10 protein-coding genes and 2 pseudogenes are annotated in these 15,538 nt (G+C 42.8%); 1 reads left to right on the top strand and 11 read right to left on the bottom strand.

The genetic code is table 11. The annotated features are described in order from the left end of the window. Positions 1-194 precede the first annotated feature (194 nt). From LC608_RS32420 to LC608_RS32395, 6 genes and pseudogenes are all read right to left on the bottom strand, one after another. Positions 195-722, bottom strand: a pseudogene (locus tag LC608_RS32420) (IS5 family transposase); the annotation flags it as partial. 121 nt (positions 723-843) lie between these two features. Beyond that, complete coding sequence (ltrA, locus tag LC608_RS32415) at positions 844-2,616, bottom strand: group II intron reverse transcriptase/maturase (RefSeq protein ID WP_229557485.1); 1,773 nt, start codon at positions 2,614-2,616, stop codon at positions 844-846. Between the two features lie 758 nt (positions 2,617-3,374). Next, positions 3,375-3,725 (bottom strand): four helix bundle protein, encoded by a 351-nt coding sequence (locus LC608_RS32410; RefSeq protein WP_094343524.1) that lies wholly within the window; start codon positions 3,723-3,725, stop codon positions 3,375-3,377. A 63-nt stretch (positions 3,726-3,788) separates the two neighbouring features. After that, positions 3,789-5,450 carry an ISL3 family transposase gene (locus tag LC608_RS32405; RefSeq protein WP_229557484.1) on the bottom strand — a complete coding sequence of 554 codons (1,662 nt, stop codon included), beginning with the start codon at positions 5,448-5,450 and terminating at the stop codon, positions 3,789-3,791. A gap of 368 nt (positions 5,451-5,818) precedes the next feature. Further along, a complete protein-coding gene (locus tag LC608_RS32400) occupies positions 5,819-7,495 on the bottom strand; it encodes an ISL3 family transposase (RefSeq protein ID WP_229557483.1) in 1,677 nt (558 codons plus the stop codon). 426 nt (positions 7,496-7,921) lie between these two features. Then, positions 7,922-8,086: a hypothetical protein gene (locus tag LC608_RS32395; RefSeq protein ID WP_229557482.1), complete on the bottom strand. Its 165-nt coding sequence runs from the start codon at positions 8,084-8,086 to the stop codon at positions 7,922-7,924. Positions 8,087-8,638: 552 nt separating this feature from the next. On the opposite strand from LC608_RS32395, the gene LC608_RS32390 reads away from it, so the two are divergent. Beyond that, positions 8,639-8,866, top strand: coding sequence for an EF-hand domain-containing protein (locus LC608_RS32390; RefSeq protein WP_229557481.1), 228 nt, complete (start codon positions 8,639-8,641; stop codon positions 8,864-8,866). 102 nt (positions 8,867-8,968) lie between these two features. Here the strand turns inward: LC608_RS32390 and LC608_RS32385 are convergent, their stop codons facing one another. From LC608_RS32385 to LC608_RS32365, 5 genes and pseudogenes are all read right to left on the bottom strand, one after another. Then, the gene (locus LC608_RS32385) at positions 8,969-12,655 is read right to left on the bottom strand and encodes an AAA-like domain-containing protein (protein WP_229557480.1); all 3,687 of its coding nucleotides are present in this window, start codon (positions 12,653-12,655) and stop codon (positions 8,969-8,971) included. Between the two features lie 307 nt (positions 12,656-12,962). Beyond that, positions 12,963-13,199 (bottom strand): annotated as a pseudogene (locus LC608_RS32380) (mechanosensitive ion channel family protein); the annotation flags it as partial. Positions 13,200-13,267: 68 nt separating this feature from the next. Beyond that, entirely contained in the window at positions 13,268-13,642 is a 375-nt protein-coding gene (locus LC608_RS32375) for a DUF6209 family protein (protein WP_229557479.1), read from the bottom strand. 318 nt (positions 13,643-13,960) lie between these two features. Then, positions 13,961-14,473, bottom strand: coding sequence for a lipase family protein (locus LC608_RS32370; RefSeq protein ID WP_229557478.1), 513 nt, complete (start codon positions 14,471-14,473; stop codon positions 13,961-13,963). Between the two features lie 6 nt (positions 14,474-14,479). Then, positions 14,480-15,043, bottom strand: coding sequence for a S9 family peptidase (locus LC608_RS32365; RefSeq protein WP_229557477.1), 564 nt, complete (start codon positions 15,041-15,043; stop codon positions 14,480-14,482). Between the last annotated feature and the right edge of the window lie 495 nt (positions 15,044-15,538).

Genomic DNA, 15,538 nt, shown 5'->3' with positions numbered 1-15,538 from the left:
ACAGCAATCTTTGGTAGTTCTAAACATCTAAAGGCAGGCAACATTATCCCACAATCAAGGAGATTTGCAAGCGTGAAAATCTCCTTAATTCTTGAATTTTGTTAAACAATTGTTGCTAGTTGTTTTGCAAAATAAGTGCGGTAAAGTTCGCAACGCGGTAAGACGCGATCGCTCTCAAAGCGAATTAATCCCAACCGTTTTGGTAATAAAACAAAACCCTTCTTCTCCAAAGGTCTGAGAACGATTTCAACAATCCAGCGAAACATATCCATTACCCAGTGCATAAAATCTTCTCCCCGATATCCTCCATCCATCCAAATTGTATTTAAACGTTTAACCTTATCCTCCATACGATGGACTTGTTGGAGGACTTTCTTCCCTCCCTCACGTTCAGGAACACTGGCAGCAGTAACCAAAACGCGTAAAACTAGCCCTAACATATCCACACTCAGATGTCGTTTGCGTCCATTTATCTTCTTGCCTGCGTCATAGCCCACATCTTGAGAAATCATCGTTGCCGTTTCCACTGATTGGCTATCAACTGCGGCTTCTGATGGGCTTGGGTCACGTCCTACTGCCACCCGTGTCCACTGATAAAGTTTGTCATGTATTTTTAGCCATGTTCCATCTTTACGCCAGCTTCGGAAATAACCATAAACCGTTTCCCAGGCAGGAAAATCACCTGGTAAACCTCGCCATGTACATCCTTCACACAGGACATAGATGGATGCCTAAGCCAGAAAGTCACCTCTCTGACTCGGCTACAAAACCGTGCATGAAACGTTAATTTCACACGGCTCCTCAGTGATTTGGTGCTTGTCACGCACACCTCTAAATTCAGAGTTAAAAGGGATTACAGTTGAGATAATCCTCATCTATCTCTGGAACTGTAACAGCAAATTTATCTGCTGCCGTTTTAGCATCATGGCAATGTCCATGAAGTAATTGAAGGTTGTCATAACTATCCTTACCGCCTTGGGAGCGGGGGATTTTGTGGTCGATTTCCATCAAATCTTCATAGTGAAAAAACAGTCCACAGTGAGTACACTTTCCTTTCTGCACCTTCAGGAGTGTTGCCACCCTTGTTGGCGCTTCAGGATGTTTACCCATTCTGGAACTCCAGTACACCCAGTCACCATCAAATGGGCTACGGATTCCTTGCACTTGTATGTGTCTCACGATAGGAGTTTCACGGTGCTTGAATAAGCGAATCTTCTGGTTATGGGGTTTAAAAACCCAATTATCAGACCCTACAGTTTGCCAATACTTTTGACAACTCCATCGGGAAGATTTATTAGGGTGACGATGTTCTGCCCATGCTTTTAGCTGGCTGAATAAAGTTGTGTCAGCCTGATTAAATATGCGTTTACTGACAACACCTGAGTAGTAGTTTGTCCATCCACGGATGACGGGATTTAGATGAGCGATTAAATCAGATTGTGGTACTGATTTATGCCCATCAATCAATTTACCTATCTTCTGCGTGTGTGTCCTCAGCTTTGTTTTGCTTGGAGTAACAAGAGTTTTGTAACCAAGTAATTTTCCGTTTGAGCTTTTACCACTATGATATTTTCCTACCGGGAATTGTCGAACAGTGAAACCCAAAAAGTCGAAACCAACGTTACCTTCATACATATTATGTGTATGAGAAATATGGGTTTTACTTGGTTTTAATTCTAGCCCCAATTCGTTTAACCACTCTGCCATAATCTGCTGACATCTTTGGATAACGGCAAGGTCTTTATGCAGAATCACAAAATCATCTGCAAATCTAATTAAACTTATTGCTTTACGGTTCTCCGATTTACATCCGGGTAAAGTAAGAGCAACTTGTTTAATTCGATTTTCCATGCCGTGAAGGGCTATATTCGCTAATAATGGCGAAATCGTACCTCCTTGTGGAACACCCATTGATGTTATGTTGTCAGATTTCTCTCTTAAAGCATATTCAGAGAAATCAATCACTCCCGCTTTCAACCATGCACGAATTTGTCGGCGGATGGTGGGGAATGTATTTAGTTTTGACAGCAGAACATTGTGATTAATTTTGTCAAAACATTTCGCAATATCGGCATCCAACACATATTTAGGTTTGAACTTAATAGTGTTGAATATTGCCTTAATCGCATCATGGGCGCTTCTTCCTGGTCGGAAACCGAACGAGTTTGGCTCGAAGCGAGCTTCCCATTCAGGTTCTAGGGCTAGTTTTACTAGCGATTGCAAGGCGCGGTCGTACAGAGTGGGTATAGAAAGGGGTCTTTTTTCTCCCTTTGAGCCGGGTTTTGGTATCCACACCCTTCGAGTGGGAGCGGCTTTTTGACCTAGTTTCAGGGAATATACTAAGATAAGACGTGCTTTTGGGGACAAGTTTTTCAGCCCGTCCACTCCTGCCGTCTTCTTACCTCGGTTGTCTTGTGTTACCCTACGAACCGCCAAACACTTTGCTGACCAGGAGTGCAACAACGTTTTTTGGAGTTGACGAACTGCTTTGACATCACCACGCTGAGAGGCTTTGTAGATACGCTTTTGCAACTTAAATACTTTCCTTTCTAGCTTTCGCCAGGGGATAGCATTCCATTCCACCGTAGTCTTGAAACTCGTTTTAGATGTGTACATTGCTACTTATACCTCTACAATCCAAGTCCCCGTATCTCCGTCTGCATATCCTTCTCGTTACAAGAAGGCATTGGCTTCTGAGACAATCCTTCTCCCTGATGACTTCCGGTTGGCTACCTACTCCAAATTTCGACCAGTTTTGGAGAGTACATTAGGGGGTTACTTCGTTCCCAATTTTTCGTTTGACGTTGGTTTTAGGACTCTCTCTCTTCACCGAGTTTATTGTGAGTGCTTATTGGTCTGTCGCTAATCAGCCAACCACTAATCTTTTCCCTTTTGGGACAAGCCTGTCAGCCTTTTGGCTTGTTTTGCATAACGATGATTCAATCAAGAGATTCGTTTGACTATCCATGACCAGCTATGCTAGGCGGGATTCCACATTAGGCTTGCAGTTACCGCCATGATTCCCCGCTTCATCCCAACAAAGAACCATTTTCCTGAGATGGGGGACTTGCTTTCACTCCTGCACTTGGAGGGATGGAATTGCACCATCACGAAAAATTGAGTTGTCAAGGTTCTGTCGGGATTTCTCCCGAATATTTCCCTTGCCTGTCATCCTCGAATATTTCTATTCGTTTCGACAGAACGAATCACACTAGCGACCTGCAATACTAATCGCTCAAACCTGCAATCAAGACATTTACAAACCAGGATTATGGCTCTTGGCAACTTTTGGTGATGATGAAAGGTTACGCGCTTTAAGGCAGAGGGCAGAGGGCAGAAGGCAGAAGAAAGAAAGAAAGGAATAAGTAGTAAGTTCAAGCTTTAAGTTTGTTTAAGCTAGCAACTAATATACTTTGCATTTCCTCGACCTCATTCAATAGGGGAGTGAAAAGGTTTTTGTCAGCTAAATCTACTTCTTTGGCAATGATTAATTGGGTATCAAGTTCTCTCAAAGATCCTAATGCAATATGTAAAAACTGTATGTATTCTGGCTTTGAGCGCCTTCCATAGCCTTCTGCTATATTAGACGCTACAGATACAGAAGAACGTCGGATTTGGCTGGTTAAACCATACAATTCGGACTGAGGAAATAGGCGGGTAAATTTATAACAATTAATAGCCAGTTGAACTGCCCTTTGCCAAATGAACTGATTTCTATAGCTCATAACTAAGTTTGAAGTCAGAATTCAGAAGTTAAGAAAAAGTTTGAAGTACAAGAATGATATCCTTTAAGTTGCTAACAAGAATCGTCGCTCAAGTAAATCTATTTTGGCGCGACCATACATCTGTCGCTTTAACATTTTCAGCCGATTAATATGCCCTTCAACTGGGCCATTACTAACTGACATAGTTACACCTGCCTTCACAGCCTCGTAGTCTTCACGCAATCGTTTAGCAAAACGATGAAAAGCAGTCAGATTGCTCATGAGAGCTTGAGTCAGCCAAGGATCAAGTTGTGAAGGCTGCCGTTGGCGCACAATTTGTGCAAAGCCTTGCGCTAACTCAATAGCTGCGGCTAAATCTGGATGTTGCGCTGTTAGTAGTGCAATCAGTTGCTCCGAATCAAGCAGTTGTGACTCCTGTTTCCCTAGCACAATCCATACTGCACGACGAGGTGTCAGACAAAGTTTTTTGGGTTGAGTGACTTTTGGTAAAGACTTAACTGAATACCGTTTTCGAGGCTGGATTCCTTGAACAGTACGGATGCGACGAATATAACGGGCTACGGTATCATAGCTACCTTTGTAACCCTGCTTTTGGATTTCTTCAAACAAGACTAATCCTTCGTGGCAACCTTGATTCCAGCGTTGAAGGATATATTCATGATATGGAACTAGAATACTTCGACCGAGGCTTTTTCGTCTTTGAGGTTCTGGAAAGGTGGGAGTACGCAGATGGTTAAACACACTTGTTACACCAATACCAACTTGATGGGCTATAGCTTTTGCTCTCCAACCTTGTTGATGTAAGTCCCAAATTTGCTGATGAATAGCAAGTCGCCTAGCACGGCGTTGTTCTGCTAATTGTAGTGCCTGTTGTTCACGGCTTGGTCGTGGTACTCGCACAACCACAGTACCGTCGGTTTGAGTTACTGATGAAAGACTGTATGCTTCATCGACGGCTTTGAGAGCTTGATGATGTGTACTGAATACTTGGTTAAGAGTTTCAGCTAAGTTCTGCAATAAGTGAAAACGATCTGCAACATGAATCGCTTCTGGCGCTCCTTGGCGAATACCACTTTCATAAGTTTTTGATCTATCTCGTGAGACGATTTTGATCCCAGGGTGAGCTTTCAACCATTCTGCTAGGGTTTCGGCTTTTGCGTCTTTAAGTAGAGCGATTGGTCTGCTGCGTTCTAGGTCAATTAGTGCTGTGCCATAGGTTTTACATTTACGAAAACAAAAGTCGTCTACCCCAAGAATCTGTGGCGTTACGATTGGCGGAAGTGGGATTGAGCGTACTAATTTTAATAGCGTGTTACGAGAAGCTGTTACCCCCAATTGCTCTGAGAGTCTTACCCCTGCTGCACCGCCCAGAGCTAAACCAATGGCGCTCAGTCGTTGAGCTAAACGCAGAGTTCTTCGCGCCCAAGGTGCGGTCACACTGTTGAGCCTTTCTGTAAAAATGCGACGTTTACAATTAGCGTTGATGCAAAAAAACTTTCGCACTCGCAACTGTAGCCTAATGCTGTAATCAGCCCACGGTAAGTCTGCTAATTTCCGCTCGTAGCGGCTATGAATTCGGTGAGTTGTTAAGCTACAAATTGGACATTTAACAATAGTTTGTGTGGAAGAAACAATCAACCTGATGGTTGCTTGCGTTTCATCTATCAACCAATTTTCAAGTTTAATGTGCGTTCTATCGGGTAACAGGTGGCATAGCAATTCCATACCAAAATTTGATACGTATCCCTTAAAAGTTTGATGTCTGTCAGAAGTTTGAAGTAATTCAATTATACTACTTATTCCTTTCTTTCTTCTGCCTTCTGCCTTCTGCCCTCTGCCTTAAGGCGCGTAACCTTTCATCATCACCAAAAGTTGCCAAGAACCAGGATTAAATGCAACTATAATTGTGCTTCAGCCAGGATTAAGGGTCTTGTCCAATTTTGGTAATCATGTTTGGGGATGCTCCCAGTTGAGCGATCGCAACAACAAAAGATGAAATAATAACTATTACTGAGACTGAGCGATGACACGAAGTGCCCGCCTTCATGCGATCGCAAAAATACAGTTTATTTTCACGCTCCCCTGCCCACGCCTTATATAGCGAGCAAGAACCGTCGCTCAAGTAAATCTATCCCGGCGCGACCGTACATTTGTCGTTTCAACATCTTTAATCGGTTAATGTGACCTTCAACAGGGCCATTACTCACTGAAAGCGTTACACCAGCCTTGACAGCATCGTAGTCTTCACGCAAACTTTTAGCAAAGTTGCGAAAGGGAGAAAGAATGCTATTCTCCGCCTGTGTAAGCCAAAGATCAAGTTGTTCGGGTTGTCGAGTACGCACCAATTGAGCAAAACCTTGACCTAATTCAATTGCCTCAGCTAATTCAGGGTGTTGTGCCGTTAGCAGTGCAATCAGTTGTTCATCGCCTCGCTTGCACAATTCCCGTCGTCGCAGCACAAGCCAAGTTGCCCGACTAGGAGTAAGAGATTTCTTCTGCGGTTCGGCAACTATCGGCAGAGGTTTATTTATAAGGCGTTGCCTTAGTTTCAAACCTTGAGAAGAGCGCAATCGACGGGTGTAGCGGGCCACAGTATCATAGCTACCAGAGTAACCACGCCGTTGAATTTGCCCAAACAGCCCTTTAGTATCGATATAACCCTCGTTCCAGCGTTTGAGAAGATAATCTTTATAAGGGTTTAGTAAACTTCGACCACGGTCGCTGCGTCCCTGACGTTCAACAAATGTGGGACTACTCAGGTAACGAAACACGGTTCCATGACCAATACCAAGTCTGCGGGCAATAGCTTGTCCTGACCACCCCTGGCGATGTAATTCCCAAACTTGCTGATAAATTGCCAGTCTTCGTGTACGACGCTGTTCGGCCAGTCCTTCCTGTTTAGTCGGCGTTGGGGGTGGCGGTACTGGTGCAACTACTGTGCCATCTGTTTGGATGACTTCGATTTGACTGTAAGCTTCATCAACTTCTTTCAAGTCTTTACTATGTCCATGAAACACTCGTTCCAGTGTTTCTCCTAGATTCTGTAGTAGATGAAAACGATCTGCAACCTGGATAGCTTCGGGCGCTCCCTGGCTAATGCCACTAGCATAAGCTTTGGCTCGGTCTAGTGAGACAACTTTAATACCTGGATGTGCTTTTAACCATTGGGCTAAAGTTTCCGCAGAACGGTCTTTTAGTAAAGCCAATGGTTGGCTTTGCTCTAAATCAACGAGTATCGTCCCATAAGTTTGGCACTTGCGAAAAGCGAAATCGTCTACCCCAAGAATTTCTAGGAAATCAATTAATGGTAGAGGCATTTTACGCACCAGTCGCAACAGTGTATTGCGACTCACAGTGAAACCATCGTGCCGCGATAGTCTCACCCCAGCTGCACCGCCTAACGCTAAACCGATTGTGGTAAATTGTTGAGCCAACCGCAGAGTCCGACGCGCCCAAGGAGCAGTCACATTAGTCAATCTTTCAGTAAAAATGCGCCGTTTACAATTAGCATTGAGACAAAAAAACTTCCGCACACGCATCTGTAAAGTGATTCTGTAATCAGCCCATGATAAATCAGCCAACGTCCGTTCATAGCGACTATGAATTCGGTGAGTTTGGGAAGTGCAGATTGGGCACTGAGTAACAGCTTGTACTGAAGCGATCATTAACGTAATAGTAGCTTGTGCTTCGTTAATCAGCCAATTCTTAAGTTGAAGATTTTTTGTATCGGGTAATAGGTGACAGAGTACTTCTATAGCCTTTTGACCCATATTCGACTCTGAGTGTGTGATTCTCAACTATTTTTCGTTTTATTACCTAAAAGCTAGAGTACACAAGAAGTTTAGACTTTTCATCTCCATTCTAGCTTTTATTGATTTGTTGACACCATTCTCAACTACTGAGACGTTCATTCTATCTATCGCTATTGACTAAAAGAAAATTCATCTTTTGCGATCGCTCAATTGAGAGTATCCCTAAACAGGATCACCAAAAGTGGACAAGACCCTTAATCCTGGCTCAAATGAAATTATAGTTGCAAATAATCCTGGCTGAGAAATGTCTTGATTGCAGGTTGGGGGATTTATAATTGCAGGTCGCTACACTTAACTGTCTTAACTTTCCTTGTGTCGGTTCCTCATTTGTAGTAAGTTGTTTATGCTTTGTACCTCGCGTGGGGACAAAATGGTTTAGAATGCTTATATTGCAAAGAGTGTAGCAATTTGTGGTAAAAGAAGAAGAGCATTCATTTTGACCGCCAAAGCTTTTCTTGCCTCACGAGCATCACGACAAGTGCCGATAAATTCTTGTAACTCTGCGTTAGCGTTCGCGTAGCGTCTCGTAGAGAAGCTCGCCGAAGGCATCGCAGTTGACATCTCCGTTTTTAGTGTTGCAGCTTGTAGATGTTGATTTATCATAGTCTGCTTTTACACTTTTACACTCACCCGCATTATCTCGTACTCTTTTTCAAAAATCAAATAGAATTCCTATATACGTCTTTAAATGTTTTCAGTGTCAGAGCGAAAACACAAGGAAAGTTAAAACACTTAAGCAAATTTTTGAGACAGTAAAGAAGATATTTGAAACGTGAAGGGCTATTGTAATTCAGCTCACAAGCCTAATCGTAGAAATTTGTAAGCGTCAGCACGACAAGGTGGTTCAAAAGCAATTGTTCTTTGCAAACGTCCAACTGTTGTCGCTTCAATTAAATTGGGTAATGCTTGTACAATTTTGCTTGTTTGGGATCACACCCTGTCCACTGCTTCATGGCACCAAGAATCTAAAAACTAGCTATTAAGCAGTTGTTAATAATTGTTAAGTATCTAATTAACTTTCTTAACTGTCTTAACTTTCCTTGAATTATCATCAAGATTTTGACAACATATTAAATTGAAAAACTAATCAAAGAGAATTTTATGGCAACTCCAGAACAGGTTCAAGAACTGTTTAGACTCTTAGACTATGACCAGGATGGCAAAGTATCCATTCGAGAGCTTTATGGCGCTCAATTATTTCCCCTGGTAATGGGAATAACAGGAGGCCGCCCACCTGAGCATTTACTAGAAAATTATGATTCAGACAAAGACGGCAGTCTTACCTTAGAAGAGTTCAAGAAAGCAGTTGAAGCAGCTGCAACTAAATAAGGGTATCGATACCTTTCACCCTTATACCCTGTATGGTGTGAGGGTTATTTCCATATCAAAGTTGCAAAATAAAAAATCATTCTCAATATTTATGCGAAAGGTTTATTGAGAAATTGGCTGATTACAAATAGAGCGATCGCTCTTTTCTAAAGCTATATTAGTTTTCAAATAGTCTTTAATTATACTGCAACCATAAGTTAGTACATCTAGATTGAGAATGCGCTGCAAGTTCCAAATAATCAGTGGGTTGTCATCACCCCCCGAAACTAAAATAGTTCCATCGGGGCTGATAGCAATTTGCCTAATCGCTGCGGTATGTCCTCTAAGGGTCGTTATTTCAGTACCATCAAGCTTCCAGAGTTTGACAGTAGCATCTACGCTACCAGAAGCAAGTATTTTTCCATCAGGGCTAAATGCAACTCCCCAAATCGCTGCACTGTGACCAATGAATGTTTTCAGCAACTTTCCATCCAGCGTCCACAGCTTAACAGTATTGTCGCCACTTCCAGTAGCTATCATTTTGCTGTCAGAGCTAAAGGCAACTCTCCATACTGCTGCTGAGTGCCCTACAAGGGTTCTGAACAACTTGCCATCAAGCGTCCATAGTTTAGCAGTACTATCACCACTGGCTGAAGCAATGAAGCGACTATCCGGACTAAATACGACTTGCCAAACTTCCGCCTGATGTCCTTTAAGGATCTGTGGCGTAGGGCGATCTCTAACCCATACATGAATGATTTTATCAGTATTTGCCATTGCGATCGCTTGTCCGTTAGGACTCAATACTCCTGCTAAAAGTTTACCGAAAGGAACTTTATAAGTATCAACACTACTTCCGTCTCGCTTCTTGAGTTTTACCGTATCATCGTAAGCGGCAAGAGCAATTAACTTACCATCTTTACTTAATGAAACATCGAAGACTACGGTCTTAGATTCAGTAAAAGTTTTGAGTAATTTGCCTTGGCGACTCCAAAGTTTAGCGGTATTTTCGTGGCTAGCTGTAGCGATTGTTGAACTGTCGGAGGTAATAGCTATTGACCAAATACCCGACTCATGGGCAATGATAGACTTTTGGAATGGGTTCTCACTTTGCCAAAGTCTGACAACGTTTTCTGCCCCTGCCGAAGCAATAAAGCTGCTATCTGGACTAAAAGCGACTCCCCAAACGGATGCACTATGCCCTCTAAGCGTCCTCAGTTCTGTCCCATCAATGTTCCACAGTTTAACCGTTTTGTCGAGACTCGCGGAAGCAATAGTTTGCCCATCAGGACTCCATGCTACTCCCCAAATGCCGGCACTGTGACCTTTGAGAGTTTTATACTGGCGGTAGCTTCCATCACTGTTGTCTCGCTGCCAAAGTTTCACAGTTTTGTCTTCACTCGCTGAAGCAATGGTCTGACCGTCAGGGCTAAAAGCGACTCCTACAACCCAACTAGCGTGACCAATGAGAGTTTGTAAAGATTTGGCGTTTTGCCAACCTGTACCGTCTCGTTGCCAAAGTTTTACTGTTTTGTCTACACTTGCGGCAGCAACAATATTACCATCAGGACTAAAAGCTACTCTCCAAAACCCCTGTTTGTAACCTTGAAACGTCCTTAGCAACTTACCGTCTCGCTGCCAAATTTTCACCGTTCTGTCGAAACTACTAGAGGCAAGGAACTGACCATCAGGACTAAATGCAACTCCCCAGAGCGAAGCTGTGTGGCCTTTGAGAGTTCTTAGCAGCTTGCCATTTAGCTGCCAAAGTTTAATAGTTCCATCTTCACTGGCTGAGGCAAGTATTTGACCATCAGGGCTAAAATCGACTGCCCTAACTGCTCCTGTATGACCTTTGAGAGTTGCAACTAGTGTACCATCAGGTCGCCAAAGCTTGATTGTTTGATCTAGACTTGCTGAGGCAATTAGAGAACTGTCAGGACTGACACCTACAGCTATAACAGCTGCTGTATGTCCCCAAAAACGGTTGTACTCATCTGCTCCATAAACTGCTTGTTGCAGTGCATTTTCCACTTGAGGTGCAAGATTTGTATTTGATTTACCTAATTTTTGCAGTCTTTTTTTTGCTTTGATTGCTTCTACAAGTGCATCTAATCTGCGATTTGAAGCAAAAAGCCCCTCGGAAGAAGATACAAGTGCTTGAATTTCACTGTTTTTGGCTTGAGTTTCACTGTTGCGAGTCTGGTGATACAAAATGAAAGTTCCTATTCCCAAACTACTAGAAACGAGCAACCCAATACTTACTGCAACTAGTAGATATCTCTGTAATAAAGCCGTTCTTTTCTCTTGCGCTAGTCGTGCTTCTATTGCTTTTGCCGTTTTTTTCTCTTGTTCAAGTCGTGCTTCTACTTCTAAAGCTATTTTTTTCTCTTGTTCGAGCCGTGCTTCTACCTCTAGTACCCGTGCTGCCTCCAATGCCATTTGTACTTCACGCCTATCGCATTCAACACTTGCAGCTAAAAATTGATAATCTAAATCGCTCAGACTCTTGCCTTGTGACCAATTTTGAGTATCTTTTAAAGCTTGTCCTCGCAACAGACGCGATTCATCTTTGTAACGCGATGCTACCCAAGCGTTAAATGTTTGCGAGTAGGGAGGGAGATTATCTAATTGTCTTAACACCCATTGGGCATTAAAAACATTCCGATAGATGGGATTTTTAATTTTGAGATAACCGTTGTGTCTTTCTACTAAACCGGACAACAACAGTTGTGTCTGTTCTCGACTATCATCACTTGGAACAGAATGAAGGGGCAAGGGGGAAAACCCTTCTCCCTCGCTCTCCATCTCTTGATCCTCTTCTGCTTGCAACACCTGTTGATAAATACCCAACAACCGTCCTGCCTGTTGTTCGTCGAATAAGAGGCGATCGCGAATAGTACGCAAATGTTCAGGTTCATCTTGTGACTGCCAATTTTGAATAATACGTGTTTTTACTAATTGCTCTACCCACAATGCTTCTGTACCTGGAGGTAGGGTAATCTTCCCTGTAGTAGTTTCAAAGGCAACTTCAGTAATTAAGTCACAGAGTTTTTGTGTCAGAAAGGGTTGTCCGCCTGTCCAATAAATAACCTTTTGTAATATTGCTTGTGGTTGACTGATTACTTCTTCTAATCCAGAAAGCAAAGGCGTGGCTTCATGCAGCTTAAAGCCCTGTAGTCCAATTGCTTTACCAAGATTAAAGGGCGTGCGGCGTTTATCAGCAATCAAGTCAGAGGGACTAGCTACACCAAATAGTGCAAATCCCAAACGTTCAAAGCTTAGGTTATGTGGTCGGAGATTATAGCACTGACGAATCCAAGCAAAAAAATCGTTGATTGGGAAATTTAAACTCAGCAAGCTATCAATCTCATCAATAAAGATGAAAATGCGTTTAGCTTTGCCGTCTTGTAGAGAATCACTTTTGAGATTTGGTAGTAATATATCTTCAACAAATAGCTGTAGTTTTTGCACCGAGGAAATGCCTGCTTGCATTTCCCACCAATGCTGAAAATCAATTTGTGACGCTAATTTTAAGCTATAGAATAAGCTGATAATAATGCCTTTGTACCATTGATCTGGTGTAGTATCTTCAATACCCAAGCGAGTCATATCTAAATAAACACAGCTATGCCCTTCTGACTTAAGACGATAACTTGTGCGTTGTAGTAACGATGACTTACCCATCTGACGAGAGTTGAAGACATAACAGAAATTGCCAGCTTTCAAGCTGGCATAGAGTTGTTCATCTGCCTGACGGGTAACGTATGTGGGGTCGTCACTGCGGAGACTACCCCCTACTTGATATCTCATATCTAAATGTCATTATCAAATAAAAATATTAACATAATAATTAGTGATTTGTAGATAAATTATTGAAAATAAATATTGTAAATTTTATATCACAGCTTTATGTAATAATTCAGTTTATTCTATGAAAGTAGTCAAAGCATAAATCTTTACTGTTTTTAGTATTTCCAAGCTCTAAGCGTGGAGTAAAGAGTTTATTAGAAGCTGTTCATGAGCGATCACCCGCTATGGATGAAAGCAACCATTCTGTTTTCTTCGGAGAGAGATAATAATAAGTGCATTGTAGAAAAATACCTGAAAATAGCTAGTATCAATTCTTAGAAAAACCGCAAATTTCAATTTCTTCTTGACTAAAAGTATCCTTCAACATCTTGCGGAGAACACGCTGAATATGAAGATGTTTTCCCGGCTTGACTTTTGTCAGCGTCAGCAGTAGTAGATTATTTTCACCAAAGTTTTCTAGCCCAGCTACGCGGGTAGGTTCTAGAACATCTTGTTCATCTGCTTTTAATTGCTGTCCTACCTTCTCAACTACTCTATAATACTTTGACAAAAAATTAGGGTGTCGAAAACTCTTTAGCGAGAGGTTCATCGAGCTCAGGTTAAATAAGGTTTTTAAGAAAGTTGGAACCTGTAATTTTTACCGTAATTGCTGTCGTAACAACGAGTGTCATTGTTTCCCGAAGTGTCATAAGGATCGTATCCATAATTTTCAAACCAAATATTCACTTTCTGAGCATTTATCGGAATATCAATTTTTACAGGTGGAAGGTAATTATTTTGTCCTTGCCTGAGTAATTTATATTGAACTTGACCGTTATTTTCAAATTGAAGACCTACATCAATTTGCCAACTTGGTAAACCTCTATAAATTGTGCGAAAGTAAGGTAAGCGACTTTCGTCATAATTGATTGTAAATTTACCACCTAGAGTTAATTCACCTGTGAGAATTTCTTGCCAATCTTTAGTGAAATTAATTGTAGTTTTCATGATTTAATGTTGTGTAATTTTGTATATTCGCTTGATAAATATTTATGGCATCTTGAGCAATTTAAGCATTAAAAAAACTATAAAAACGACCAAATAACCAAAAGAAAGGCAACTCAAAGCGGATAGCACGGTAGCTGCTATTTATCCAACTGGTTAGGTATGGAACCGAGATGCGACTAAAAACCTGCAAGATGATCTAAAAAGGCTTGATTTTACATTGTAAATAATGGCCGGCTTAATACCATTCAAAAATGTTAGTCCGTGATGTGCAAGGTAAGCGAACTGTGTTCACTCGATCACTACGGTTTATGGATCTAACTATTGGCAATCGGATGGTGCTGGCTCGTTGGCAAATCGGCTGGCAATCCAAGTAGTAAAGTCAGACTCCGCCGCCTTTAACAAACCACGGTGATCGATTTGAGGATATTTTATGTATGAGACTCGACTGGAAGATTTACAAGCCTCGCTCACGTACAGGTCGGTAGAAGCTTGAGGCACTATATTATCAACAGTTCCTTGCATCACCAGCACTGGCAGCCCACCTGCGGCATCTGCGCTGATCGCTAACTGCTGGATGCCCTGCCGAGAAGCGGCCTCAGCTGCCTCGATGCCGATGTCAGTTAATAGGTCGCTCAACTGCAAATCAGGATATGCCCAGGTATAAGCCCTAACAAGGAGAATGTTGCGCCCCGTGCGCGGGCCGCCAGTCGATTGTTGGGAAATTTCGGGAATTAGAAAGGTTGCTGGGTTGGCGGGGGCTAAAGCGGCTACACCCACAATATCAAGGTCAGGAGCATACGAGGCGTTTTCACCAGCAATCAGGGCAGCCAAGCCGCCTTAAGACCAGCCCAGCACTGCCACCCGATTGCCTGCACCTGCTTGAGATACGGTGCGAGCGGCTCTAACAATGTCGAGCGCATTTTGTGCTTGGCTGAGACCCACGATGTATTCGTGATTCTGTCCGGCTCCTAATCCTTGATAATCGGTTGCCACAACCACGTATCCGGCTTTGAGAAAGGCTGACAGCCCAGGGATACCATAGTCATTCGGCACCGTACTCTCGAACGAGGGATAGCCAACGAACTCCGAGACTGGGTTGGGAACATTAGACGGGGCACAATACCGGGCAGCGCCAACAGTACCATGCGCCCAACTGACAACGGGCAGATTAGCTCCCGGACGGGCAGATTTGGGTGCAATAATTAGCCCTGACACCGGAACCGCTATCCCAGCTGCCGTTTGCGAGCGATAGATCACGCGCCAAGCGTGGACTCCTTCAGGGGCATCGACTTTTTCCAGCTTGATAATCGAACCAGGCTCCCCAGCCGCCATGTTGTCAGGCACATCGTAGAATGCGGGCAGTAAACCGGGCTGGTCAGGTGAGGCGGTCTGCAACTTCATTTTTTCCTCAGATGAAATACAAATAGGATCCTCTGATGCGAGATGGTGAACTACCTACACCGCCCTGACGGGTCGGTGTAAGCTTCACGCAGATTAAATAAGTTACGGCTATATGCAACAGCAAAAGATACAACAATGACTCACGTTATTGAACGCCTCATTGACTCGTTGCCTACCATAGAGAGAGGCAACGAGTCATCAACCAACATTGCTGATTAAACTGCGTTTAATACCGCTTGTCGGTCAATTCCTTATTGCCCAGAATTCATCTCGCACCTCCCTAACGGGTAGGATGTGGGGCGGCTTCCAATACTGCTCGGTTAAGGAGAAATAGAGGGTAAAACAAAGAAAATAGTGTTCGCGAATTTTTTACGCGAACAAGATGATTGGACTTACTTTTTCTCTTTGAGGCTATCGTACAAGTCCACCCAATTTTGACGAAGAGAGTCGATGCACTCAGTTAAGTGATCGATTTGGGTTCTTCTAGCCACGGAG

Source organism: Nostoc sp. XA010 (genome assembly GCF_020829625.1).
In the GTDB taxonomy this organism is placed as follows: domain Bacteria; phylum Cyanobacteriota; class Cyanobacteriia; order Cyanobacteriales; family Nostocaceae; genus Nostoc.
The sequence above is the reverse complement of the archived record's forward strand: the minus strand, read 5'-3'. Positions and strand labels throughout refer to the sequence as shown.